This is a genomic window from Nocardia sp. NPDC004068 (genome assembly GCF_042874315.1).
Lineage (GTDB): Bacteria > Actinomycetota > Actinomycetes > Mycobacteriales > Mycobacteriaceae > Nocardia.
Genome location: NZ_JBIAMW010000001.1, coordinates 23,776 through 46,029 on the forward strand (window position 1 = coordinate 23,776; position 22,254 = coordinate 46,029).

Here is a 22,254-nt window from a genome sequence, read left to right on the forward strand (position 1 = left end):
CTTTGCACGTCATGAAGTCCCCTTTCCCGGGTCCGGTCGGTGCGGCGCCCCAGGCGGTCTACCTCGATCACGCGGCCACGACACCGATGTATCCGGCCGCGGTCGAGGCGATGACCGCTGTGCTGGCCGAGGCGGGTAACGCCTCGTCGCTGCACGGATCGGGGCGGGCGGCGCGGCGGCTGCTGGAGGAGGCCCGCGAGTCCATCGCGGCCGATCTGGGGGCGCGCCCGTCGGAGGTGATCTTCACCTCCGGGGGGACCGAGAGCGACAATCTGGCCGTCAAGGGGATCTATCGGGCGCGTCGCGACGCCGATCCGAAGCGGAACCGGATCCTGGTCAGCGCGATCGAACACCACGCGGTGCTCGACGCCGTCGACTGGCTCGAACAGCGCGAGGGCGCGCGGGTGACGCTGCTCGCGGTGGACGGCGAGGGCGTGGTGTCGCCGCGCACGCTGCGGGCCGCGCTCGCCGAGCACGCCGACGAGACCGCGCTCGTGTCGATCATGTGGGCCAACAACGAGGTCGGCGTCATCGAGCCGATCGTCGAATTGGCCGCCGTCGCACAGGAATTCGACGTTCCGCTGCACACCGACGCGGTGCAGGCCGCGGCGCAGCTGCCGATCGACTTCGCCGCCAGCGGGGTGGCCGCGGCCAGTTTCGCCGGGCACAAGGTCGGCGGGCCGCACGGGTCGGGCGTGCTGCTGCTGGGCCGCCAGGTGCCGTGCGTGCCGCTGCTGCACGGCGGCGGGCACGAGCGGGACCTGCGCTCGGGCACCTCCGACGTGCCCGCGGCGGTCGGCCTGGCCGCCGCGCTGCGTCAGACCGTCCGCGAATTGCCCACGCGCACACCGGAATTGACGCGGTTGCGCGACGATCTCATCGCCGGTGTGCGGGCCGCGGTGCCCGACGCGGAACTCAACGGGCCCTCCGGCGAGCGGCGGCTGCCGGGCAACGCGCATTTCACCTTCCCCGGCTGCGAGGGTGATTCGCTGCTGATGCTGCTCGACGCCGCCGGTATCGAATGTTCCACGGGCTCGGCCTGCAACGCCGGGGTGGCCGCGCCCAGTCACGTCCTGCTGGCCATGGGGTCCGACCCCGGGCGGGCGCGCGGTTCGCTGCGCTTCTCGCTCGGGCACACCTCGACCCGGGCCGATGTCGAAACGTTGTTGCGGGCGCTGCCGCCGGTGGTCGAACGGGCCAAGGCCGCCGGGCTGGCCGGCGCGAAGGGAGGTACACGATGAGGGTGCTCGCCGCGATGAGCGGCGGAGTCGATTCCGCCGTGGCCGCCGCGCGGGCGGTCGACGCCGGGCACGAGGTGGTCGGGGTGCATCTGGCGCTGTCGGCGAATCCGGGGACGCTGCGGACCGGTTCGCGCGGCTGCTGCTCCAAGGAGGACGCCGGGGACGCCCGCCGCGCCGCCGATGTGCTCGGAATCCCGTTCTACGTCTGGGATTTCGCCGACCGCTTCGCCGAGGACGTGATCGACGACTTCGTCGCGTCCTACGCGGCGGGGGAGACGCCCAACCCGTGCCTGCGCTGCAACGAGAAGATCAAGTTCTCCGCGCTGGCCGATCGCGCGGTCGCGCTCGGCTTCGACGCCGTGGTCACCGGGCACTACGCGCGCCTGGACGACGGCGTGCTGCGCCGCGCGGTCGACGCCGACAAGGATCAGTCCTACGTGCTGGCCGTGCTGACCGCCGAGCAGCTGTCGCGGGCCATGTTCCCGGTCGGCGACACCCCCAAGCCGCGGATCCGCGCCGAGGCCGCCGAGCGCGGGCTCGCGGTCGCGAACAAGCCCGACTCGCACGACATCTGCTTCATCCCCTCCGGCGACACCCGCGCCTTCCTCGGCGCGCGGATCGGGATCCGGCCGGGCGCGATCGTCGACTCCGACGGCAACGCGCTCGCCGAACACGAGGGCGTGCACGGCTTCACCATCGGCCAGCGCAAGGGTCTCGGCCTGCCCGGTCCCGCGCCCGACGGCCGCCCCCGCTATGTCACCGGCATCGATCCCGACACCGGGACCGTGCGGGTGGGTCCCGCCGAGGAGCTCGACGTGTGGACCGTGCGCGCCGACCGGGCGGTGTGGACCTCCGGCGCGACCCCGTCCGGCCCGCTGGAGTGCGTGGCCCAGGTGCGCGCGCACGGCGGCACCGCGCCCGCGGTCGCCGAGGCCGTCGGCGACGGGCTGGTGGTCCGGCTGCGCGAACCGCTCACCGGTGTGGCGCGCGGACAGGCCGTGGTGCTGTACCGCCCGGACCCGGCGGGGGATCAGGTGATCGGCAGCGGCACCATCAACGCGACCAGCGGCGACCGCGCGGGCGAGCTCGTCCGGTGACCGAATCCGTCCTGCGCGGTGGCGTCGCCACCGGCGTCGGCTCCTGGCCGGGCACCGATCCGCGCGAGGCCGCCGCCACCATCGTCGGCGAACTGCCCGAGCTGCCGCACCTGGTCGAATTGCCCGCTCGCGGAACGGGTTCGGACATGCTCGGCCGCGCCTCCGCGCTGCTGGTCGACCTGCGTTTCGACACCACCACCCGCGGCTACCGGCTCGCCGCCCGCCCCGGCTCGGTATCGCGACGCGCCCGGGATCTGCTGCGCGCCGATCTCGACGCGCTCGAAGAGGCTTGGGAGACAGCGGGTCTCACCGGTTCCGACCGCGTCGTCAAGGTGCAGGCGACCGGTCCGCTGACCCTCGCCGCCCAGGTCGAACTGCCCGGCGGGCATCGCATCCTCACCGATTCCGGTGCGGTGCGCGATCTTTCGGAGTCCCTGGCCGAGGGCCTGACCCGGCACGTCGCCGAGGTCGATCGGCGGCTGGGCGCGCGGGTCGTGCTGCAACTGGACGAGCCGTCGCTCACCGAGGTGCTCCGCGGGTCGCTGCCCGGCACCAGCGTGCTGGACAGTGTGCCCGCGGTGCCCGAACCGGAGGCGCTGCACCTGCTCGACACCGTCATCGGCGCGCAGGCGGCCCCGGTGCTGGTGCACAGCTGCGACCGGTCGCCCGCGCTCGGCTTCCTGCGCCGAAGTGCCGCCGCCGCAATCGGTTTCGATCTGGCCGCCATCGCCACCAGGGACCTGGACGCCGTCGGCGAACTCCTGGACGCGCGCAAACTGCTCGCCCTCGGCCTGATCCCGACGACACCCCCGAGCACCCCGCCGACCTGGCGCACGATCGCCGAACCGGCGGTCCGGCTGATCGATCGCCTCGGCTTCCCGCGCCGCACCTTGAGCGACAAGGTCGTCGTCTCCCCGGCCTGCGGCCTGTCCGGCGCGCCGACGGATTGGGCCCGCCGCGCCCTCGCGCTGGCCACGGACACCGCCCGCGCCTTCACCGAGGAACCGGAGAACCTGACCTTCGACTGATCAGGACCCCAGATACGGCCGCGCGCCCGGATGCCCGATCTGCCAGTGCTGCGGTTTGCCCATCGGATACACCACGGTGATGTCCTCGCCCGGCGACGGCCACTGGTTCACGTCCCAGGCGAACCGCCCGTACACCGTCTCCCCGGGCACGGTCGGACCGGTGATGGTCCCCGTGATGGTCACGTACTGCTCGCCCTGGGCGGCGGGCCGCGGGCTCACCCCGGTGACGTGCAAGGTTCCGGTCTCGGCCTGCGCGGGCGTGTTCCCGCCTCCGCGCCCGCGGCGGTACATCGCGAACAGCGCCACCAGCGCCCCACCGATCAGAAGGATGAACGCGAATTCCACCATGCCCCCATGCTAGGCGTCCGGCTCCACACCCAGGATGCGGAGGAAGGCGCTGGCGGCGGGAGTGCGGGCGGCGCGATTCCAGATGACGTACTCGACCCGGGCCGGGGCGTCGGAGACCTCGAGGGTCGCCACGCCCGACAGCTGCGGGGCATAGGCCGAGGGCATCATGGCGACCGCGAGGCCGGGAGCGACCAGGCGGGCGATGTAGTCCGCGGTGGTGACCTCGAAGGCGACGTCGCGATCCAGGCCCGCGGCCGCGAACGCCTGGTCGGTCTGGAGGCGGGCGGCCGTTCCGGCGGGCATGTCCACGAAGGTCTCCGCGGCGAGGCGGCGCAGCTCGACCACGGGTTCGGCGGCGAGCGGGTGATCGGGGGCGACGACGGCGACCAGGCGGTCCCGCGCGAGTTCGCGGGACGCCACCCCGCGCGGGTGGGCCGTGGTCGGCAGGCCGAGGAAGGCCACATCGACGCCGCCCTGTTCGACCCGGGTGATGAGATCGTCGCTCGCACCGACCCGCAGGCCGATCCGGACGTGCGGATAGCGCTCGCGGAATTCGCGCAGGGCGTCGGGCACGTCGACCGCCGCCACGGTCGGGATGAGCCCGACCGCGAGCCGGCCGCGTACCTCGCCCACGGCCGCGGCGACCTCGGCGGCGGCCCGCTCGGCGGCCTCGAGGCACTGCCGGGCCGCCGGGAGGAAGGCCGCGCCCGCGGGCGTCAACCGGACCCGGCGGCTGGTGCGGTCGAACAGCCGCGCGCCCAATTCCCGTTCCAGCCGGGCGATCTGGTGGCTCAGCGCCGACTGCACGACGAGGCAACGTTCGGCCGCCCGGGTGAAGCTGTTGGTCTCGGCGACGGCGAGGACGTAGCGCAGCTGCTGAAGTTCCACCGATCAATCGTGAATCACGATCGAAGCGGTGACAAACATGTGTTGGACTCATTGATCGCCCCCGGGTGACACTGCTGGAGTGAAAACCTCCCTCGCCCAACGGATTTCGCCCGGAGTCGCCCGCGGCGCTCCCGTCTCGACGCTGTCCCGCACCGCGCTCACCGCGCTCGCCCCGCTGTCGTGGGGCACCACCTACATCGTCACCACCGAACTGCTCCCGCCCGGCCATCCGCTGTTCGCCGCCCTGCTGCGCGCCCTGCCCGCGGGCCTGATCACCCTCGCCGTCACCCGCACGCTGCCGCGCGGGGTGTGGTGGGCCAAGGTCGCGGTGCTCGGCGTGCTGAACATCGGCCTGCTCAACGCCCTGCTGTTCGTCGCGGCCGAACGCCTGCCCGGCGGCGTCGCGGCGACGCTGACCGCGGTGCAGCCGCTCATCGTCGCGGTGCTGACCGTGCCGATCCTGCACGAGACGCCCTCGATCCGCCGATTCGCCTGGGGCGCGGTCGGAGTGGTCGGCGTCGGCCTGGTGGTCATCGGACCCGCGGCGGCGGCCGACCCGATCGGCGTCGCGGCGGGACTGGGCAGCGCGGCGTCCATGGCCCTGGGCCTGACCCTCACCAAACGCTGGGGGCGGCCGAGCGCGGCCGGACCCGTCACCTTCGCGAGCTGGCAGCTCGTGGCCGCCGGGGTGTTCCTGCTGCCGTTGACCGCGCTCGTCGAGGGCGCGCCGCCCGCCATCGACGGCCGCGCGGCGCTGGGGTACCTCTGGCTCGGCCTGGTCGGCGGATTGATCGCCTACGTGGTGTGGTTCCGGGGCCTCGGCACGCTGCCGGTCACCTCGGTCGCGGTGCTCGCGCTGCTCTCCCCGCTGGTCGCCGCGAGTCTCGGTGCGGCGCTGCTGGATCAGACGCTCGGTCCGACGCAGCTCGCCGGATTCGCGCTCGCGCTCGCGGCGATCGTCGCGGGCCAGCTCCCCGAAAAGCCGCCCGCCCGAAAGGAATTGGCATGAGCAACACGATCCTGGTCACCGGCGCGACGGGCACGCAGGGCGGCGCGGTCGCCCGCGCGCTGCTCGCCGCGGGATTCCCGGTGCGGGCGTTGGTCCGCGATCCCGGATCGGCCCGGGGGCTGGCCGCGCTCGGCGCGCATCCGGTCGCGGGCGATCTCGACGATCCGGCGTCGCTGCGCGCGGCGGCCCGCGGCTGTCGCGGCGTGTTCAGCGTCCAACCCTCCGATATGGCCGCGCCGGACCCCGAGACCGAGGTGCGCCGGGGTCGCGCCGTCGCCGACGCGGCCGCCGCCGCGGGCGTCGCTCAGCTCGTCTACAGTTCCGTCGGCGGGGCCGAACGTCGTTCCGGGGTCATCCATTTCGAGACCAAGGCCGAGATCGAGGCGCACATCCGGGCCCTCGGTATCCCCGCCACGATCCTGCGCCCGGTGTTCTTCATGGACAACTGGCCGTACCTGCTCGAGGACCGCGACGGTACGCGGGTGGCCGCGGTCGCCCTGCCGCCCCGCACCGGACTCCAGATGATCGCGGCCGACGACATCGGCCGCGTCGCCGCCGAGGTGTTCGCCCACCCTGACGAATTCCTGGGCGCCGCAATCGAACTCGCCGGGGACGAACTTCCGGTGCACCGCATCCTCGCCGCCCTCGCCGAATCCGACCGGATCCCCACCCGCCTCGAACAACCGTCCGTCCTGCCCGAGGAGTTCGCGAGGATGTACGCGTGGATCGCGACCTCGGGATTCCGCGCCGACATCCCGGCCCTGCGCCGCCGGTTCCCGAAACTGCTCACCTTCGCGGACTGGCTGCGCGCTCGCTGACTAACGGGCCGTCAGCACGCTGCCCGCGCCCGCCCGCCGCACCTGCCACACCGCCGCCCGCCGCGTCTGCGAACGCCCGTTGCCGCGATCCACGAGATCGCGCTGCCGCGTGGTGAAGATCAGTTGCGCGCCCCGGGAATTGGTCTCCGGATTCTGGAACAGCTGGATCAGCCGGTCGGCCGTGTCGCCGGTGAGGTGGGCGTCGATATCGTCGACGGCCAGCACGCGGCCGGTGTCCAGGGCGTCCAGGATCGGCGGGAGCAGCCGCAGCAGGGCGAGGGTGGCGGTGGATTCGTCGGCGATGTCGAACGCGGCGTCGACGCCCTCGTGCACCAGGCCCAGGCCGACGCCGCGCCGGGCCACCATGCGGGTGTAGAGGGTGTCGCGGGCGGTGCGCAGATTGGTCAGCTCCCGTTCGAGTTCGATCGGGGTGGGGCCGGACGCGGTCGCCGCCGAGTCGAGTTCCTTTGTCAGCGTGGCGATCTCGCCGTCCACCTCGCGCAGATGGTCGGCGTACAGCGGATCGTCCGCGGCGACCAGCAGGTCCACGATGCCCAGCTCGGCCGAGCGCAGCAACAGCAGCAGCCGCGCGGCGTGCTCGGCCGACCGGGACAGGTGACCGCCGAGCCGGTTCGCGATGGCGCTCGAATCCTGCTGCCCGGCAACGACTTCCAGCCCGTCCGCGAACCAGCGGTAGGCCGGGACCAGCGCCTCGGCGTACAACTGCCCGGACAGGCTGAGCAGCAACGCGTTCGGTCGCACCAGCGGCGCCAGCGCCCCGACGCCGTAGCGCACCGGCTCGAACATCGGGCCGACGCGCACCTGATCGCCCTCCCGCTCGAACACCACGCGCTTGCGGTTGTGCGGATGGCTGTGCAGCCACTCCGCCGTCACCTCCGCGTGGTCGAGCCGGAACCCGTAGCTGTAGGGCACCCCCTCGGCCACGAACGTCGCCGCGAATTCCGAAGGGCGGGAGGCGAATCCGAGATGCGGCGCGCGCACCGGCCCGGCGTAGGGATCCCAGCCCGTGACCGAGTTCAGGACCGCGTCGCGCATGTGGTCCAGCGCGTCGATCAGACTCGACTTCCCGCTGGCCGCGGTCCCGTGCACCGCCGTCACGGGGGCGGGCAGCGCCCCGGGCCGGGATCCGGTCAGCCGCAACTCCTGTGGCTCGGCCAGCGATCTGTGGTTGGTCACCTGAAAACTGCGCAGCACCCGTGCCATCCTGCCGCCCCCGCGCCGGAGTGCCGCATCCGGCCGTCAGTTGCCGTACTGCTCGGTCTCCGGCCGCTCGATCATCAGCGCGTGCGCGGGTTCGTCGGCGACCGGGCGATGCTCGAGCCCGCGCGGCACCACGAACAGCTCGCCGCGTCGCAGCGTGACCGCGTCCCGGCCGCGCAGTTCCAGCCGGAACGTGCCGTCCCAGCACAGGAACAGCTCGTCCTCGTCGTGGTGATGCCAGGGGAACTCGCCGTGCAGCCGGGCGAGGCGGACCACCGCGTCGTTGGCCACCGCCAGCTCGCGCGGCTGCCACGGGCCGGGCAGTTCGGCGCTGACATCGGGAATGGAGATCGTGCTCATGACCTCCATCCTCGAGCCCCGCCGTCCGCGCGCCCAGAGCCAATCGGGCACAATTGGTCCGGAGATGGAACCAATCGAACTCGCCGACCGCCTCGGCCGCTGGTCGGCCGGACGCGGCCCGCTGTATCTGCTGCTCGCGGGCCGGGTGCGGGCGCTCATCGAGGACGGCGAACTCGCTCCGGACACCCCGCTCCCGCCGGATCGGGCCCTCGCGGCGGCGCTGGCCGTGGGGCGCGGCACGGTGGTCGCGGCCTACGACCTGCTCAGCGCGGAGGGCCGGGTGGTCCGGCGGCAGGGCAGCGGCACGCGAGTCGCCGGGTCGCCGGTCGTCGCCCGGCCCGCGACCACGCGGTCCCCGGCCTTCCTGCATCTGCTCGAACCCGACGCCGATGTGATCGCGCTCGCGTGTGCCGCCCCGCAGGCGCCGCCGCCGGAGGTCGTCGACGCCTATCGCGCGGCGCTGCCGCGACTGGCCGAACTCGACGGCGACATCGGCTACCACCCCAGCGGAATTCCGTTGCTGCGCACCGCGATCGCCGAACGCTACCGGGCGCGCGGCGTGCCCACCGGGCCGGAGCGGATCCTCGTGACCGGCGGCGGGCAGCACGCGCTGTCGCTGCTGGCCCGCGCGCTGCTGCGGCCGGGGGACCGGGTGCTGGTGGAGACGCCCACGTATCCCGGTGCGCTGGAGGCGTTTCGGGACGCGGCCGCGATTCCGGTGGCCCGGCCGATCGGACTCGGCGCGATCTCGGGCGCGGCGCTGGCCTATGTGGTGGCGACCCATCACAATCCGACCGGCGCGGTCCTTCCGCCGCTGGCCCGGCGAGCGCTGGTGGAATCCGCCGCCCGCGCCGGGGTGCCGCTGCTCGACGACGAGGTGCTGGCCGAGTTGACCTTCCCCGGAACCGATTCGCCCCCAGCGCCGTTGGCCGCCTTCGGCGACGAGGTCGTCTCGATCGGCTCGCTCAGCAAGATCCTCTGGGGCGGGCTGCGGATCGGCTGGATCCGAGCGCCCGCCGCGCTCATCGCCCGGCTGTCACGCCTGCGGGCGGTGCACGACCTCGGCGGCAATATCCCCGCCCAACTGGCCGCCGCCGCGCTCCTACCCGATCTGGACCGCCTGCGCAACCGAATCACGCGGGACCGCAAGGACTCTCACGATCTCCTGGTGACCGAACTGGCGGCCCGCCTACCGGAATGGGACGTGCCCCGGGTGACCGGCGGCCAGACCCTGTGGATCCGGCTGCCGCACGGCGACGGCACCTCCTTCGCCCAACGCGCCCTCCGACACGGCGTGGCCATCCTCCCCGGCTGCGGCCTAGACCCCTCCGGCGGCCACGCCGATCACATCCGCATCAGCTTCGTCGCCGCCCCGCACACCCTGCGCGAGGCCGCCCGCCGCCTCGCCGAGGCATGGCAAGCCTACGACCCACCCCTCCGCCCCACCCCCGGCCCACCGCCCCTTGCGGTGTGAAAACCGTTGCTGGAACCCCGCTCCCGGCTCGTTGCCGCTCGGGGTGTGGAAGCCCTTGCTGGGAACCGCTCCTGGCGCGCCGCCGCTCGCGGTGTGAAAGCCCTTGCTAGGCTCCCGCTCCCGGCCCGGTGCCGCTGGCGGTGTGGAAGCCCTTGCTAGGTCCCAGTCCTCGGCCCGTCGCTGCTCGCCGTGTGAAACTCCTGCTAGGACGGCGGATTCAGCATGCCGTACGCGCGGGTGGGGCGGATGCGGGCCATGACGCGGCGGTCGGCGACCATCGCGCGGCGGTAGTCGTCCCAATCGGGGTGTTCGCCGCTGAGGGTGCGGTAGTAGCCGACCAGTTCCTCCACCGTCGCGTCGTCGGGGCTCGCGGCGACCGGGGACAGCTCCACATCGCCCTCGATCACCGCGTAGGCCCAGAAGTCGGGTCGGGTGACGTGCAGCGCGGCCCATGGTTCGCGACGCAGATTCGCGTACTTGGCCCGGTCGGCGGTGATCGAGATCCGGATCAGTCCGTCGTCGGCGACCCAGTGCGTCACATTCGACAGCTGTGGGCGTCCGTTCTTCCGGATCGTGGTCAGCACCGAACCCCGGTGGGCGCGAGCGAAATCGAGCGCGGCATCCAATTCCATGCCCGATCCAACCGCGCGGCGGGGGCCGGTGTTCCCGTCCCGTGCTCGCGTACCCGACGGTCCGAAACCCGGGCGACGTGCGCAATTGGGTCTCGGGGTTGTCGGAGGGCTCGGCTAATGTGCCCTTCGTGAGCGAACCCGGGATCGAGATGGAGGCCGCGACGGCCGACGAGCGAGCGGAATGGCAGCGTCTCGCGGAGGAGGTGCGCGAGCACCAGTTCCGCTACTACGTGCGCGACGCGCCGATCATCTCCGACGGCGAGTTCGACGCGCTGTTCCAGCGGTTGCTGGCCCTCGAGGAGCAACACCCCGACCTGCGCACACCCGATTCGCCGACCCAGCAGGTCGGCGGCGGTTTCGCGACCGAATTCGCACCCGTCGACCATCTCGAGCGAATGCTCTCCCTGGACAACGTGTTCAGCGAGGAGGAGATGCGGGTCTGGGCGAGCCGCATCGAGGCCGAGACGGGCCCCGACTTGCACTATGTGTGCGAGGTCAAGATCGACGGCGTCGCGCTCAACCTCGTCTACGAGAACGGGCGGCTGCTGCGCGCGGCCACCCGCGGCGACGGGCGCACCGGCGAGGACGTCACCCTCAACGCCCGCGGCATCGATGACGTCCCCGAACGGCTCACCCCCAACGACGAATTCCCCATCCCGAAACTGCTCGAGGTGCGCGGCGAGGTCTACTTCCGGCTCGAGGACTTCGAGAACCTCAACGCCGCCATCGTCGCGGACGGCAAAGCGCCCTACGCCAATCCGCGCAACACCGCCGCCGGATCGCTGCGGCAGAAGGATCCGGCCGTCACCGCGCGACGGCGGCTGCGCATGATCTGTCACGGTTTCGGCCGCATGGAGGGCTTCACCCCCGCCTCCCAGTACGAGGCGTATCGCGCGCTCGCGGCATGGGGCCTGCCGGTCTCCGACCACACCGTGCGCGTGCAGGGCATCGACGCCGTGCTCGAACGGGTCCGCTACTGGGGCGAGCACCGCCACGACATCGAGCACGAGATCGACGGCCAGGTCGTCAAGGTCGACGAGTTCTCGCTGCAACGCCGCCTCGGGTCCACCTCGCGCGCCCCGCGCTGGGCCATCGCCTACAAGTACCCGCCCGAGGAGGCGACCACCAAACTGCTCGACATCCAGGTCAATGTCGGGCGCACCGGCCGAGTCACCCCGTTCGCGGTGATGGCCCCGGTGACGGTCGCGGGTTCGACGGTCGCCATGGCCACCCTGCACAACGCCTCCGAGGTGCAGCGCAAGGGCGTGCTGATCGGCGACACGGTGACCATCCGCAAGGCCGGCGACGTCATCCCCGAGGTGCTCGGCCCGGTCGTCGACGTCCGCGACGGCACCGAACGCGAATTCGTCATGCCCACCCGCTGCCCCGAATGTCACACCGCGCTGGCGTTCGAGAAGGAGGGCGACGCCGACATCCGCTGCCCGAATCAGCGCAACTGCCCGGCGCAGTTGCGGGAGCGCGTGTTCCACGTGGCCGGGCGCGGTGCCTTCGATATCGAGGCGCTCGGGTACGAGGCCGCGATCGATCTGCTGAAGTCGGGCGTCATCCACGACGAGGGCGACCTGTTCGACCTCACCGAGGACAAGCTGCTCACCACCACATTGTTCGTCAACAAGAACGGCAGTCTGTCCGCCAACGGCCGCCGATTACTCGACAACCTCGCCGCCGCCAAGGACCGCCCGCTGTGGCGGGTGCTCGTCGCGCTGTCCATCCGGCACGTCGGCCCGACGGCCGCGCGCGCCCTGGCCGCCGAATTCGGTGCGATGGAACGCATTCGCGCCGCCTCGGTCGAGGAGCTGGCCGCCGTCGACGGCGTCGGCCCGACCATCGCGGCGGCCGTGGTCGAATGGTTCGACGTGGACTGGCATCGCGCGATCGTCGACAAGTGGGCGGCCGCCGGGGTGCGCATGGTGGACGAGCGGGACGCGTCCATTCCGCGCAATCTCGAGGGCCTGTCGATCGTGGTAACCGGTTCGCTGCAAGGCTTTTCGCGGGACGAGGCGAAGGAGGCCATTCTCGTGCGCGGCGGCAAGGCGGCGGGGTCGGTGTCGAAGAAGACCGCGTACGTCGTCATCGGGGACGCGCCCGGCTCCAAGGCCGCCAAGGCGGAGGAGCTGGGCGTGCCGATCCTCGACGAGGACGGGTTCCGGGCGCTGTTGGAGGGCGGTCCGGAGGCGGTGGGGTGAGCGTGGAGATCCGTCCCGCGCGGGAGAGCGAGTATCCGGACGTCGGTGCCCTCACCCTCGACGTCTACGTGGGCGAGGGCTACATCGATCCCGAAAGTCCTTATGTGACAGAGCTTTCCGACACCGAGACCCGAGCCCGCGCGGCGGAGGTCCTGGTCGCGGTGCGGGACGGTCGCGTCCTGGGCTCGCTGACGGTCGCGCGGCCGGGCAATCCGTACGCGCCCCTCGCCCGGCCCGGCGAACTCGAGTTCCGGATGCTGGCCGTCGACAAGGACGCCCGCGGCCTCGGGGTGGGAACGGCGTTGGTGCGCAAGGTGATCGAGATCGGCCGCGCCGAGGGCTTCGAATCCGTCGTGCTGACCACCATGCCGCCGATGGTCGACGCGCGGCGGATCTACGACCGGCTGGGGTTCACCCATGTGCCGGAAAGGGATTGGTCGGCGCGGCCGGACACCATGATGCTGACGGTTATGCGGCTCCCGCTCAGATGAGCACGGTCGCGACGATGCCCGCGAGATAACCCAGCCGGGCGATCTCCGAGGGCCGGAACTCCGGGCCGCCCGGACGGCCCAGCAGCAGCACCTTGCCGGTGTTGCCCAACGGGGCGGCGGCCAGCTTGGTGTCCATGTCCTTCCAGATCTGCGGCACCCAGTCGGCCTCCGGGTCCAGGGCCGAGGGCTTCTCCAGCGGCATCCACGGGGGCGAACCCGCTTGTGTCACAGGCGCGCTCGGGCTGCCGACCACGCGGTAGGCGCCCTGCGGGCCGATATCGATGATGGTGCTCCAGCCGACGCGCAACACCCGGGGGACGCCGTCGACCAGCACCTGTAATCGGTCGTCGCGCGCGCTCGCCACCTGATCGATCAACTCCAGCTCACGATGGGTGTCGAGGATGCCGGAGTAGGGCCGCAGCGAATCCACCCGCACATCGGTGAGCGATTCGGCCGCGGTGATCAGCGTATCCGGCAGCGCCCCCGACGGGACCTCGACCACCAGGTCGTCGATCGCGAATCCGGCGCCACGTTCGACCACATCCAGCGAGAGGATGTCGGCGCCGACGGAGCCCAGCGCGAGAGCCAGTGAACCGAGACTTCCTGGGCGATCCGGAAGTTGCACGCGAAGCAGAAATGACACGTGCCTTCCTTTCTTTCCGTGCGACCGAGACTCTGGGTCGGATACCCGAGTCCCGCAATACTTACACCCTCGACAACCACTGGCCATTGTCGGATGAATGGGCGGTGTCGTGCCAGTGGAACGAAGCGGACAACGCCCTGTCCCTGTTCCTCGTCCCCTTCTGGTCCCCCCTTCGGTCCTGTTCCCGTCCCCCCTCTGGTCCCCGCGCTTCCGTCTCCCTCTGGTTCCGGTATTCCCGTCCCTCTCTGGTTCCGGCGTTCCCGTCTCCCTCTGGTTCCGGTGTTCCCGTCTCCCTCTGGTTCCGGTGTTCCCGTCCCCTCTGGTTCGGGCGCTTCCGTCCCCCTCTGGTCCCGGCGCTCCCAACCCCCTCTGGTCCCGGCGCTCTCTCCGCCGGGATAGGCTTACCCGGTCTCGCCATCCTGCCGAAAGGGGTTCCCGCGGTGCCCGCCATCTCCCGCGACGAGGTCGCTCACCTCGCCCGGTTGTCCCGGCTCGCCCTGACCGAGGAAGAACTCGACCGTTACGCGGGGCAGCTGGATTCGATCCTCAGCCACGTGCGGGTCATCTCGGAGGTCGCCGCCGACGTCCCGGCCACCGCCTCGCCGAATCCGACCACCAACGTGACCCGCCCCGACGAGGTCGCCGACTGCCTGACGCCCGACCAGGCGCTGTCGGGCGCGCCCGCGGTGGAGGATCAGCGCTTCATGGTTCCGCAGATCTTGGGGGAGGCCGAATGAGCGAGTTGACGAAGCTCTCCGCCGCCGAGCTGGCGGAGAAGATCCACGCGCGTGAGGTCTCCTCGGTGGAGGTCACCGAGGCGCATCTGGCCCGCATCGCGGAAGTCGACGGGGAGTTGCACGCCTTCCTGCACGTGGCGGGGGAGCGGGCCCGCGCGGCGGCGGCCGAGGTCGACAAGGCCATCGCCGCGGGGACGGTCGCCTCGCCGCTGGCCGGAGTTCCCTTGGCGCTCAAGGACGTTTTCACCACCACCGACATGCCGACCACGTGCGCGTCGAAGATCCTCGAGGGCTGGGTCCCGCCCTACGACGCCACGGTGACCGCCAAACTGCGCGCGGCGGGCATCCCGATCCTCGGCAAGACCAATATGGACGAGTTCGCCATGGGCTCGTCCACGGAGAACTCCGCCTACGGCCCCACGCTGAATCCCTGGGATGCCCAACGCATCCCGGGCGGATCGGGCGGCGGTTCCTCGGCCGCGCTGGCCTCGTACCAGGCCCCGCTGGCCATCGGCACCGACACCGGCGGCTCGATCCGCCAGCCCGCCGCCATGACCGGCACCGTCGGCACCAAGCCGACCTACGGCACGGTCTCCCGCTACGGCCTGGTCGCCTGCGCGTCCTCGCTGGATCAGGGCGGCCCCTGCGGGCGCACGGTGCTCGACACCGCGCTGCTGCACGAGGTCATCGCCGGATACGATCCGCGCGACTCGACCTCGCGTGATGTCGAGATCGCGCCGGTGGTGGAGGCGGCTCGCCAGGGCGCGCGCGGCGATCTGACGGGCGTGAAGGTCGGTGTGGTGAAGGAACTCCACTCCGACAGCTACCAGTCCGGCGTGATCGCCTCCTTCGACGCGGCCGTGGCCGTGCTGAAGGATCTCGGCGCGGACGTCATCGAGGTGTCGTGCCCGCACTTCGAATTCGCGCTGCCCGCCTACTATCTGATCCTGCCCAGCGAGGTGTCCTCCAACCTGGCGCGCTTCGACGCCATGCGTTACGGCCTGCGCGTCGGCGACGACGGCTCGCACAGCGCCGAACAGGTCATGGCCGCCACCCGCGCGGCCGGTTTCGGCCCGGAGGTCAAGCGCCGCATCATGATCGGCACCTACGCCCTGTCGGCGGGCTACTACGACGCCTACTACGGCCAGGCCCTCAAGGTCCGCACGCTCATCGCGCAGGACTTCGACAAGGCGTACGAGCAGGTCGACGTCCTGGTCTCCCCGACCAGCCCGTTCACCGCCTGGAAACTCGGTGAGAAGGTCGACGACCCGCTGGCGATGTACCTCTCCGACCTGTGCACCCTGCCCACCAATCTCGCGGGCTACTGCGGCATGTCGGTCCCCTCGGGCCTCAGCGCCGACGACGGCCTCCCCGTCGGCCTCCAGATCATGGCCCCCGCCCTGGCCGACGACCGCCTCTACCGCGTAGGCGCCGCCTACGAATCCGCCCGAGGCCCCCTCGCCTAACCCCCGGCCCGGCAACCCAGCCGCACCCTTTATTCGAATCCGCACCCCTTTCAGAGCCCTGAAGGGGGTGCGGATCGGAATAAAGGGTGCGGCTGGGGTTGGGGCTCGAGGGTTCGTTTCATCTCCGCTAGGCCGTGGTCCATGCGGATGCCGACCTCGGGGGCGTGGGTGTCGGGGAGGAGGTCAGTGGTCCAGATCAGTTGGGTGCCATCGTCTTTCGGGTGGATCTCGAACGCCGCGTGGTGATGCGTGAGCGGCGGGCGGGAGCCCTCGACGACCGCGTAGACGAAGCGGCGCAGGGTGTGGTCGACGGCGACGATCAGTTCGCGGATCACGTGCCCGTCGGGGAAGGTGAGGAAACGGTACTCGCCGTCGAGCCGGGTGTCGGTGACCCGGCCGGGCAGCAGGCGGTGGTGGACCGCGCCGATGTCGGCGATGACGGACCAAACATGGTGCGGCGGTGCGGATATCGTGATCTCGCGGCGAAGCGTGGCCATGGGAACCTTCGTCAGGGGCGGGGCCAGGGCTGGCCGCCGAGGCGTTCGATGTCGGTGTTGAGGCGTTTGAGATAGTTCGCGAAGGTGGCGACGTCGTCGGGGGACCAGTCGGCCATAACCCGTTGCAGCCCTTCGATATTCGCGGCGCGCTCGGTCTCCAGGCGGTGCTCGCCGGTGGGGGTGATGCGGAATTTGCGGGCCATCCCGCCGTCCGGGTCGGGAATGCGCTCGACGAGTTCGGCGCGGAGCAGCGCCGCGGTCTGGCGGTTGAGGGTGGAGGCGTCCAGGCCGAACGCCTCGCTGAGCTGGCCGATGGACATGGGGCCCTCCATCGCCAGGCGGCTCAGCAGGATGTAGGCGCTGCGCTCGAGACGGGTGCCGTCGCCGCGGTAGCGCTGGTGAATGCTGTAGCGACCGAGCAGCATGGTCTCGAACTCGACCAGATGAGTTGGCTTGTCCATGCCGTCCTTTCGGCTCGCGCGTCGCTGCCGTTCGAGTGAACCACATGCGATGTGCGTCACTCCCGCTATGTGCATCATGCACATCGTATGTCCTGTACACATATCCGGCTTCCGATCGAGCACCAGGACGGTGGTGTGCCCGACGCCGGGCAGGGCCGGATGCGACTTCGACGAGCAGGGAGATTCGTGTGGACAGGGCCGCACCCGCGCCGCAGGCGGGGAGAGGGATCGTCGGCGTGCTGGCATTGGCCGGTATCACCGCGGCGATCACCCAGACATTGGTGGTGCCGCTGATCGGTGATCTGCCGCAACTGCTGCACACCTCCGCCGACAACGCCTCGTGGATCATCACGGCGACGCTGCTCGCGGGCGCGGTCACCACGCCGGTGGCCGGGCGGCTGGGCGATCTGTACGGCAAGCGGCGAATGCTGCTGATCTCCGCGATTCCGCTCATCGCGGGTTCGGTGGTGTGCGCGCTGTCGGGGTCGCTGCTGCCGATGATCATCGGGCGGCTGTTGCAGGGCATGGGAATGGGCATCGTGCCGTTGGGCATCAGCGCCCTGCGCGATGTGATCCCGACCGAGCGGCTCGGATCCTCGATCGCGTTGCTGAGCGCGTCGATGGGTATCGGCGGTGCGCTCGGGCTGCCGGTCTCCGCGGCGGTCGCGCAGCACGCGAGTTGGCGGGTGTTGTTCTGGGGGACGACCGCGCTGGCCGTCGCCGTGGCCGTCGCGCTGTATTTCGTTGTGCCCAAGACGGTTCCGGCCGCGAAGGGGAGGTTCGATCCCCTGGGCGCGGTGGGGCTCGGCATCGGACTGGTCTGCCTGTTGCTGGCGGCGTCGAAGGGCGCGGCCTGGGGCTGGGGGAGCGCGACGATCATCGGCCTGTTCGTCGCGACGGTCGTGGTGCTCGGGGTGTGGGGCTGGTGGGAGCTGCGGAGTTCCGATCCGCTGGTCGATCTGCGCGTGACCGCGCGGCCGCAGGTGCTGTTGACCAATGCCGCCTCGCTCACAACGGGTTTCGGCATGTACGCGGCCTCGCTGATCCTGCCGCAGCTGTTGCAACTGCCGACCGCGACGGGTTACGGCCTGGGGCAGACCATGCTGGCGATGGGTCTGTGGATGCTGCCCGGCGGTTTCATGATGATGGCGGTCTCCCCGCTGGGCGCGCGGCTCTCGGCGGCGACGACGCCGAAGGTCACCCTCGCCGTCGGCGGTGTGGTCATCGCCCTCGGGTACGCGGTGTCCACGCTGCTCATGGGTTCGACGTGGGGCCTGATGATCTCGGCGTGCGTGATCAACGGCGGTGTCGGCCTGGCCTACGGTTCCATGCCCGCACTGATCATGGGCGCGGTCCCCCTGTCGGAAACGGCCTCCGCCAACAGCTTCAACACCCTGATGCGCTCCATCGGCACCTCGGTCTCGGCCGCGGTGGTAGGCGCGGTCCTCGCCCAGATGAGCACCTCCCTCGGCGGCCACACCATCCCCACCGAGTCCGGCTTCCGCACGGGCCTCTGGATCGGCGCCGGCGTCGCCCTACTCGCCGCGATCATCGCCTCCACCATCCCGGTCCGCCGCGCGGTCCCGGCCGCGGCACACCAGGATCAAGCCCCCGAACCGGTCCCCGCGGGCCGCTGACCACCGAACGGGGCTGGCTTACTAGACCAGCCCCGCAGGTCTCCGGTACGGCAACCGCGAGGTACAACAGCCCCACCCGCGTGCGGCGATCATCCGGTGCAGCAGCCCACGTGAGGTACGGCAACTCGCCACCGGGCACGGCAGCCCAGCCGCACCCTTTATTCGAATCCGCACCCCTTGCAGGGCCCTACAAAGGGTGCGGATCCCAATAAGGTGTGCGGCTGGGCTGCTTGGCATTTGAGGTGTACTACCCCCAGAGGTGGCCGTTGTTCCCCGGTTCGGCAACCCAGCCGCACCCTCTGTTTGGATCCGCACCCGTTGCAGGGCTATGTAAGGGGTGCGGATTCGGATAAGGGGTGCGGCTGTACTGCCGAACCGGGGGTAGTCAGCAGGTGCCGAGGGCGGTTCCTTGGTCGGGGCCGTAGCGGTGGCCGTGGCCGGGGGTGGGGGAGAGGGCGGAGAGGAGGTCGGCGGTGGTTTGGATGAAGCTGACGAAAGGGAGCCATGGGGGATGGGGGGCGTCTGGGCGAGTAGTGGTGAGATCCGGGGTGTGCCAGAGGAGTTGGGGGGACCATTGGACTACCGGGTCGGAGGAGTTGGCGAGGATGGTGGCTCGGGCGGGGTGGACTCTGTTCGCGGGTGGGCCTGCCCAGAGGGCGGCGCAGACTCGGGCGCGTTGGTCGGCGTCGTCGGCGAAGATGGCGCTGCCGGCGGTGGCGCCGAGGCTTTGGCCGTAGACGTAGAGGCGTGGGGGGTGGGGCATCGTCGATACCCGCTGTTCGACGGCCTCGAACAGGGCGCGGGCCGACTCCACGGCCGCCGTGCGCCCGAAGACGAAGGTGGCCCAGCTGGGGGCCTCGGAGTATTGCAGGCCGACCAAAGTCACGTCGCCGCCGAAGCGTTGGTCGAAGCCTTGCGCCGCGTGCGCGTCGATCCAGCCGGAACCGGTGGGGATCGCGATCACGAGATTCGAGCGGTCGAGCCCGCCGGAGCGCTCCAGCTCGCGAAGGGCCAGGGCCACACGGGATTTCAGGTCGGGCGCCGATTCGAGGCCGACGTACACCCGCACCCCGCGAGCGGGCCGATCGGAGACGAATTTGCGCCCCTCCGCCCCGAGCGACGGCCAGCTCACCACCGACTCCGCGCTCCCGGAGCGGGTGTACGAAACCGGCTGCACCACACCGGGTTCCAGCTCGGCGTTGGCCGCCGCGTAGGCGTCGCGCCGCCAGTCGACGAGCGTGGGCACGAGCGCGAACTGGGTCGCCAGCACCATGACGACCGCCAGGCCCGCACTGCGCGCCGCGCCGAGCCGCCGGGCCAGCCATCGTATGCCGCGCCCCAAGCCGACCAGCAGGCCCGCGATCACCGCGGTCTCCACCAGGCAGCGCGGCCAGTAGCCGGGTCCGAGGGGCGCGAAATCCATGGCGGCCCGGAGATCGTTCTGCCAACGCCACGCGTGCACGATCGCACCCGACACCACGACGGTACCCACCAGCGCGGCGGGCAGCCGGTACCGCGACCACGGCCGATTGATATCGAAGCCTCTGCGCAGCAACAACATTCGAGCGATCCCGGCGAGCGTCATACACACCGCGATCAGCAGCCCGCCCACCACCGCCTGCGCCTCGGCCGTGCGCGGCAGCAGATTCGGTGCCAGCGACGCGGTCAGCCCGAGGGTGACCGCGGCCGTCGTTCCGATGCGCGGTGCCCGCACGCGTTCGCGGCGCGATTCGGGCGCCGGATCGGGCGGAGTGGTTTCGAGGGTGATGGTCGAGGTCACGAAATCCTCCTGAGGGTCGCGCGGCGTCCGAGCAGGGCCGCGACGGCGAGCAGTAGCAGTGCCGCGGGGCCGAGCCACAGCAGTTGCGAGAGCGGATTGGAGCCGGAAAGCTGTGCGCCGAACAGGTATTCGGGCATGGGCGCGGCGTAGTGCTGCCGCCGGGAGTTGAGATCGACGGCGGTCGCGGCGATCGTCGCCAGCGCGTGACAGCCCGTGCGATCCCACGCGTCGGGCCGTGTCGCGCACGCGCTGTGCAGATTCTGTTCCAGCGCGGCGTCGATGCGCTGCCGCGCCCACGGCCCCAACGGCTGCCCGTGCCGCTCGGCGTATCGCAACAGGTCGTATCCGAGATCGTGTGCCTTACAGGGATTCTCGAACTCCGCGGGCAGCGGAATCGGCGCGGAGCAGTCCCCGTCCGGATCCACCAGCAACCCCTGACTCACCACCGGCCGATACCCCGCCCCCACCGCGAAGTCCCCCGGCACGCCCGCAACCTCGGGCCGCTCGCCCACCAACTCCACCACCGCATCCCGCGCGGCCGCGTTCTCCCCAACGCCCACCCCCGCGGCCGAGGCCGACCCAGCGGGAGCGAACCCCACGGTGAACCCGGCGATCAACGCCGCCACCGCCGCGGCCCCACCGAACCGCCGCAACACCCGCCCCTCGGCCCGCTCGGAAACACCGTCCCCACGCGACCATTCGTGGCCCCGATGGAACCAACCCCCACCCGGCAACCCCTCCGCCCGCTGACGAACCCCTCCGGTTCCCACCCCCGGAAACCTTCGCCCCATGCCTGCTTCGCTCATGCCAAGGACGCTAGGAATCGACCGCCGAACCGGGCCTCACGCTGGAGGACGGTTTGGATACGGGAACGCTGGGGGTAGGTGGGGACGGGGGTGGTACCGGGGTAGGGGGTGGCAATTCACCCGGAGGTATGAGGACACCGGCGAGCAGGGGTTTCTAGTCTCGACGGCATGGCTCGGATTGCGCAGACCGCGCGGCAGGTGGCTCGGACGACCCGGAATCCGGGGCGGCTGCGGCTGTGGCTCGACGTGTTCACGGTGGTGTTGGCGGGAACCTTCTTCGCGGTGGCGTGGCCGACGCTGCATCTGACCCATCAGGTGCCCGGCGCGGCGCAGCCGTTCATCGCGGGGCTGGCGGCGCTGCCGGTGGTGCTGGTCCGGGTGAATCCCGCTCTGGGATGGGCGATTTCGGCGGGGTCGGCGCTGTTGATCGCGCTGGCCATACCACATCAGCCGAACAATCACCTGCCGTTCCAGGTGGTGCACATCCTGTCGTTGTTCGTGTTGCTGTTCGCCGTCGCGGTGCGGGAGCGGATGCAGACCGTGCTGATCGCGTGGGCCGCCACCGCCCTGCTCATGGCGACCACCATGGCCGGATCGCAGGACTCGTTCGCGCAGGCCGCCTTCGGCTGGCCGATCGCCATGACCGGTCTGGTGGCGTTCGGGCTGCTGGTGCGTTGGCTGGTGCTCTCGCGCCGCGCCCTCGTGGAGCAGGAGGAGGTCAACGAGCTCGAGCGGGCCCGCCGGGCCATCCTCGAGGAGAAGGCGCGCATCGCCCGCGACCTGCACGACGTGGTCGCCCACCACATGTCGATGGTGGTGGTGCAGGCCCAGACCGCCCCGTACCGCGTGCCCGGCGTATCCCCGGACGCCCGAGCCGAATTCGAGTCCATCGGCGCCTCGGCCCGCGAGGCGCTCAACGAGATCCGGTCCATGCTCGGCGTCCTGCGCAGCGACGGCCAACTCCCCGAACACGCCCCGCAACCCGCCGCCGCCGACGTCCTGGCCCTGTTCGACGGCGCCCGCCGCGCCGGAGTCGCCATCGACTGGACGGTGGACGGCCCCCTCGACGCGGTCCCCGACACCGTCGGCCTGGCCCTCTACCGAATCGTCCAGGAGTCCCTCTCCAACGCGACCCGCCACGCCCCGCACGCGCCCGTCCACGTGAACCTCCTGGTGCTCCCGTCCGCGGTCGACGCCGTCGTGCGCAACGAGCGCGGCGACCTGTCGACCATCGAAACCCCGGCCACCCTCGTCGGAACCGGCAGCGGCATCGCGGGAATGCGGACCCGCGCCGAGACCCTCGGCGGCACGGTCGCGGCCGAGCCGACCGCGGACGGGGGCTTCGAGGTACGGGTGCGGCTGCCGCTCGGGGTGAGCGTGGGGTAAGCGGGTGGGACGCGGGTGACGTGCCCG

The 22,254-nt window shown here is 71.3% G+C and carries 22 protein-coding genes; 12 read left to right on the forward strand and 10 right to left on the reverse strand.

The window, feature by feature from the left end; genetic code table 11:
* Positions 1–11 precede the first annotated feature (11 nt).
* From ACFYTQ_RS00145 to ACFYTQ_RS00155, 3 genes are read left to right on the forward strand one after another with little or no spacing between them, the layout of a single operon-like run.
* Positions 12–1,241 (forward strand): cysteine desulfurase family protein, encoded by a 1,230-nt coding sequence (locus ACFYTQ_RS00145; protein ID WP_387355678.1) that lies wholly within the window; start codon positions 12–14, stop codon positions 1,239–1,241.
* Positions 1,238–2,338 carry a tRNA 2-thiouridine(34) synthase MnmA gene (gene mnmA, locus ACFYTQ_RS00150; protein WP_387355680.1) on the forward strand — a complete coding sequence of 367 codons (1,101 nt, stop codon included), beginning with the start codon at positions 1,238–1,240 and terminating at the stop codon, positions 2,336–2,338. Before ACFYTQ_RS00145 ends, mnmA begins: the two co-directional genes overlap by 4 nt.
* Positions 2,335–3,366 (forward strand): methionine synthase, encoded by a 1,032-nt coding sequence (locus tag ACFYTQ_RS00155; RefSeq protein ID WP_387355682.1) that lies wholly within the window; start codon positions 2,335–2,337, stop codon positions 3,364–3,366. Before mnmA ends, ACFYTQ_RS00155 begins: the two co-directional genes overlap by 4 nt.
* On the opposite strand, the gene ACFYTQ_RS00160 is transcribed toward ACFYTQ_RS00155, so the two are convergent.
* Together ACFYTQ_RS00160 and ACFYTQ_RS00165 are read right to left on the reverse strand one after the other, a co-directional pair.
* The gene (locus ACFYTQ_RS00160) at positions 3,367–3,714 is read right to left on the reverse strand and encodes a hypothetical protein (RefSeq protein ID WP_387355684.1); all 348 of its coding nucleotides are present in this window, start codon (positions 3,712–3,714) and stop codon (positions 3,367–3,369) included.
* A 9-nt stretch (positions 3,715–3,723) separates the two neighbouring features.
* Positions 3,724–4,602: a LysR family transcriptional regulator gene (locus tag ACFYTQ_RS00165; RefSeq protein ID WP_387355686.1), complete on the reverse strand. Its 879-nt coding sequence runs from the start codon at positions 4,600–4,602 to the stop codon at positions 3,724–3,726.
* Between the two features lie 79 nt (positions 4,603–4,681).
* On the opposite strand from ACFYTQ_RS00165, the gene ACFYTQ_RS00170 reads away from it, so the two are divergent.
* Positions 4,682–5,611, forward strand: coding sequence for an EamA family transporter (locus tag ACFYTQ_RS00170; protein WP_387355688.1), 930 nt, complete (start codon positions 4,682–4,684; stop codon positions 5,609–5,611).
* Positions 5,608–6,429, forward strand: coding sequence for an NmrA/HSCARG family protein (locus ACFYTQ_RS00175; RefSeq protein ID WP_387355690.1), 822 nt, complete (start codon positions 5,608–5,610; stop codon positions 6,427–6,429). The genes ACFYTQ_RS00170 and ACFYTQ_RS00175 overlap by 4 nt, the downstream gene beginning before the upstream one ends.
* On the opposite strand, the gene ACFYTQ_RS00180 is transcribed toward ACFYTQ_RS00175, so the two are convergent.
* Together ACFYTQ_RS00180 and ACFYTQ_RS00185 are read right to left on the reverse strand one after the other, a co-directional pair.
* Entirely contained in the window at positions 6,430–7,653 is a 1,224-nt protein-coding gene (locus tag ACFYTQ_RS00180; RefSeq protein WP_387355692.1) for an ATP/GTP-binding protein, read from the reverse strand.
* 36 nt (positions 7,654–7,689) lie between these two features.
* Positions 7,690–8,010, reverse strand: a complete 321-nt coding sequence (locus ACFYTQ_RS00185; RefSeq protein ID WP_387355694.1) for a cupin domain-containing protein — start codon at positions 8,008–8,010, stop codon at positions 7,690–7,692.
* Between the two features lie 64 nt (positions 8,011–8,074).
* On the opposite strand from ACFYTQ_RS00185, the gene ACFYTQ_RS00190 reads away from it, so the two are divergent.
* Complete coding sequence (locus tag ACFYTQ_RS00190) at positions 8,075–9,484, forward strand: PLP-dependent aminotransferase family protein (protein ID WP_387355696.1); 1,410 nt, start codon at positions 8,075–8,077, stop codon at positions 9,482–9,484.
* A 203-nt stretch (positions 9,485–9,687) separates the two neighbouring features.
* Here the strand turns inward: ACFYTQ_RS00190 and ACFYTQ_RS00195 are convergent, their stop codons facing one another.
* A complete protein-coding gene (locus tag ACFYTQ_RS00195; protein ID WP_387355698.1) occupies positions 9,688–10,116 on the reverse strand; it encodes a PPOX class F420-dependent oxidoreductase in 429 nt (142 codons plus the stop codon).
* Between the two features lie 149 nt (positions 10,117–10,265).
* On the opposite strand from ACFYTQ_RS00195, the gene ligA reads away from it, so the two are divergent.
* Both ligA and ACFYTQ_RS00205 read left to right on the forward strand, forming a co-directional pair.
* Positions 10,266–12,323 (forward strand): NAD-dependent DNA ligase LigA, encoded by a 2,058-nt coding sequence (gene ligA / locus ACFYTQ_RS00200; RefSeq protein WP_387356940.1) that lies wholly within the window; start codon positions 10,266–10,268, stop codon positions 12,321–12,323.
* Positions 12,320–12,814, forward strand: coding sequence for a GNAT family N-acetyltransferase (locus ACFYTQ_RS00205; protein ID WP_387355700.1), 495 nt, complete (start codon positions 12,320–12,322; stop codon positions 12,812–12,814). Before ligA ends, ACFYTQ_RS00205 begins: the two co-directional genes overlap by 4 nt.
* Here ACFYTQ_RS00205 and ACFYTQ_RS00210 read toward each other — a convergent pair.
* The gene (locus ACFYTQ_RS00210; RefSeq protein ID WP_387355702.1) at positions 12,807–13,457 is read right to left on the reverse strand and encodes an amino acid-binding protein; all 651 of its coding nucleotides are present in this window, start codon (positions 13,455–13,457) and stop codon (positions 12,807–12,809) included. The genes ACFYTQ_RS00205 and ACFYTQ_RS00210 overlap by 8 nt on opposite strands.
* Before the next feature lie 440 nt (positions 13,458–13,897).
* Between ACFYTQ_RS00210 and gatC the strand changes: the two genes are divergently transcribed.
* The gene (gene gatC / locus ACFYTQ_RS00215; RefSeq protein WP_387355704.1) at positions 13,898–14,194 is read left to right on the forward strand and encodes an Asp-tRNA(Asn)/Glu-tRNA(Gln) amidotransferase subunit GatC; all 297 of its coding nucleotides are present in this window, start codon (positions 13,898–13,900) and stop codon (positions 14,192–14,194) included.
* Positions 14,191–15,660 (forward strand): Asp-tRNA(Asn)/Glu-tRNA(Gln) amidotransferase subunit GatA, encoded by a 1,470-nt coding sequence (gene gatA / locus ACFYTQ_RS00220; protein WP_387355706.1) that lies wholly within the window; start codon positions 14,191–14,193, stop codon positions 15,658–15,660. Before gatC ends, gatA begins: the two co-directional genes overlap by 4 nt.
* Positions 15,661–15,710: 50 nt before the next feature.
* Here gatA and ACFYTQ_RS00225 read toward each other — a convergent pair whose 3' ends face one another.
* Together ACFYTQ_RS00225 and ACFYTQ_RS00230 are read right to left on the reverse strand one after the other, a co-directional pair.
* Entirely contained in the window at positions 15,711–16,157 is a 447-nt protein-coding gene (locus ACFYTQ_RS00225; protein WP_387355708.1) for an SRPBCC family protein, read from the reverse strand.
* A gap of 11 nt (positions 16,158–16,168) precedes the next feature.
* Positions 16,169–16,618, reverse strand: coding sequence for a MarR family winged helix-turn-helix transcriptional regulator (locus ACFYTQ_RS00230; RefSeq protein ID WP_387355710.1), 450 nt, complete (start codon positions 16,616–16,618; stop codon positions 16,169–16,171).
* A gap of 188 nt (positions 16,619–16,806) precedes the next feature.
* Here ACFYTQ_RS00230 and ACFYTQ_RS00235 point away from each other — a divergent pair, with 188 nt between their 5' ends.
* Positions 16,807–18,255: an MFS transporter gene (locus ACFYTQ_RS00235; protein ID WP_387355712.1), complete on the forward strand. Its 1,449-nt coding sequence runs from the start codon at positions 16,807–16,809 to the stop codon at positions 18,253–18,255.
* Positions 18,256–18,640: 385 nt separating this feature from the next.
* On the opposite strand, the gene ACFYTQ_RS00240 is transcribed toward ACFYTQ_RS00235, so the two are convergent.
* Both ACFYTQ_RS00240 and ACFYTQ_RS00245 read right to left on the reverse strand, forming a co-directional pair.
* On the reverse strand, positions 18,641–20,035 hold the full coding sequence (locus tag ACFYTQ_RS00240; RefSeq protein ID WP_387355714.1) for an alpha/beta-hydrolase family protein: 1,395 nt from the start codon (positions 20,033–20,035) through the stop codon (positions 18,641–18,643).
* Positions 20,032–20,805, reverse strand: coding sequence for a hypothetical protein (locus ACFYTQ_RS00245; RefSeq protein WP_387355716.1), 774 nt, complete (start codon positions 20,803–20,805; stop codon positions 20,032–20,034). The genes ACFYTQ_RS00240 and ACFYTQ_RS00245 overlap by 4 nt, the downstream gene beginning before the upstream one ends.
* Before the next feature lie 204 nt (positions 20,806–21,009).
* On the opposite strand from ACFYTQ_RS00245, the gene ACFYTQ_RS00250 reads away from it, so the two are divergent.
* Complete coding sequence (locus ACFYTQ_RS00250) at positions 21,010–22,227, forward strand: sensor histidine kinase (protein ID WP_387355718.1); 1,218 nt, start codon at positions 21,010–21,012, stop codon at positions 22,225–22,227.
* Positions 22,228–22,254: the final 27 nt, after the last annotated feature.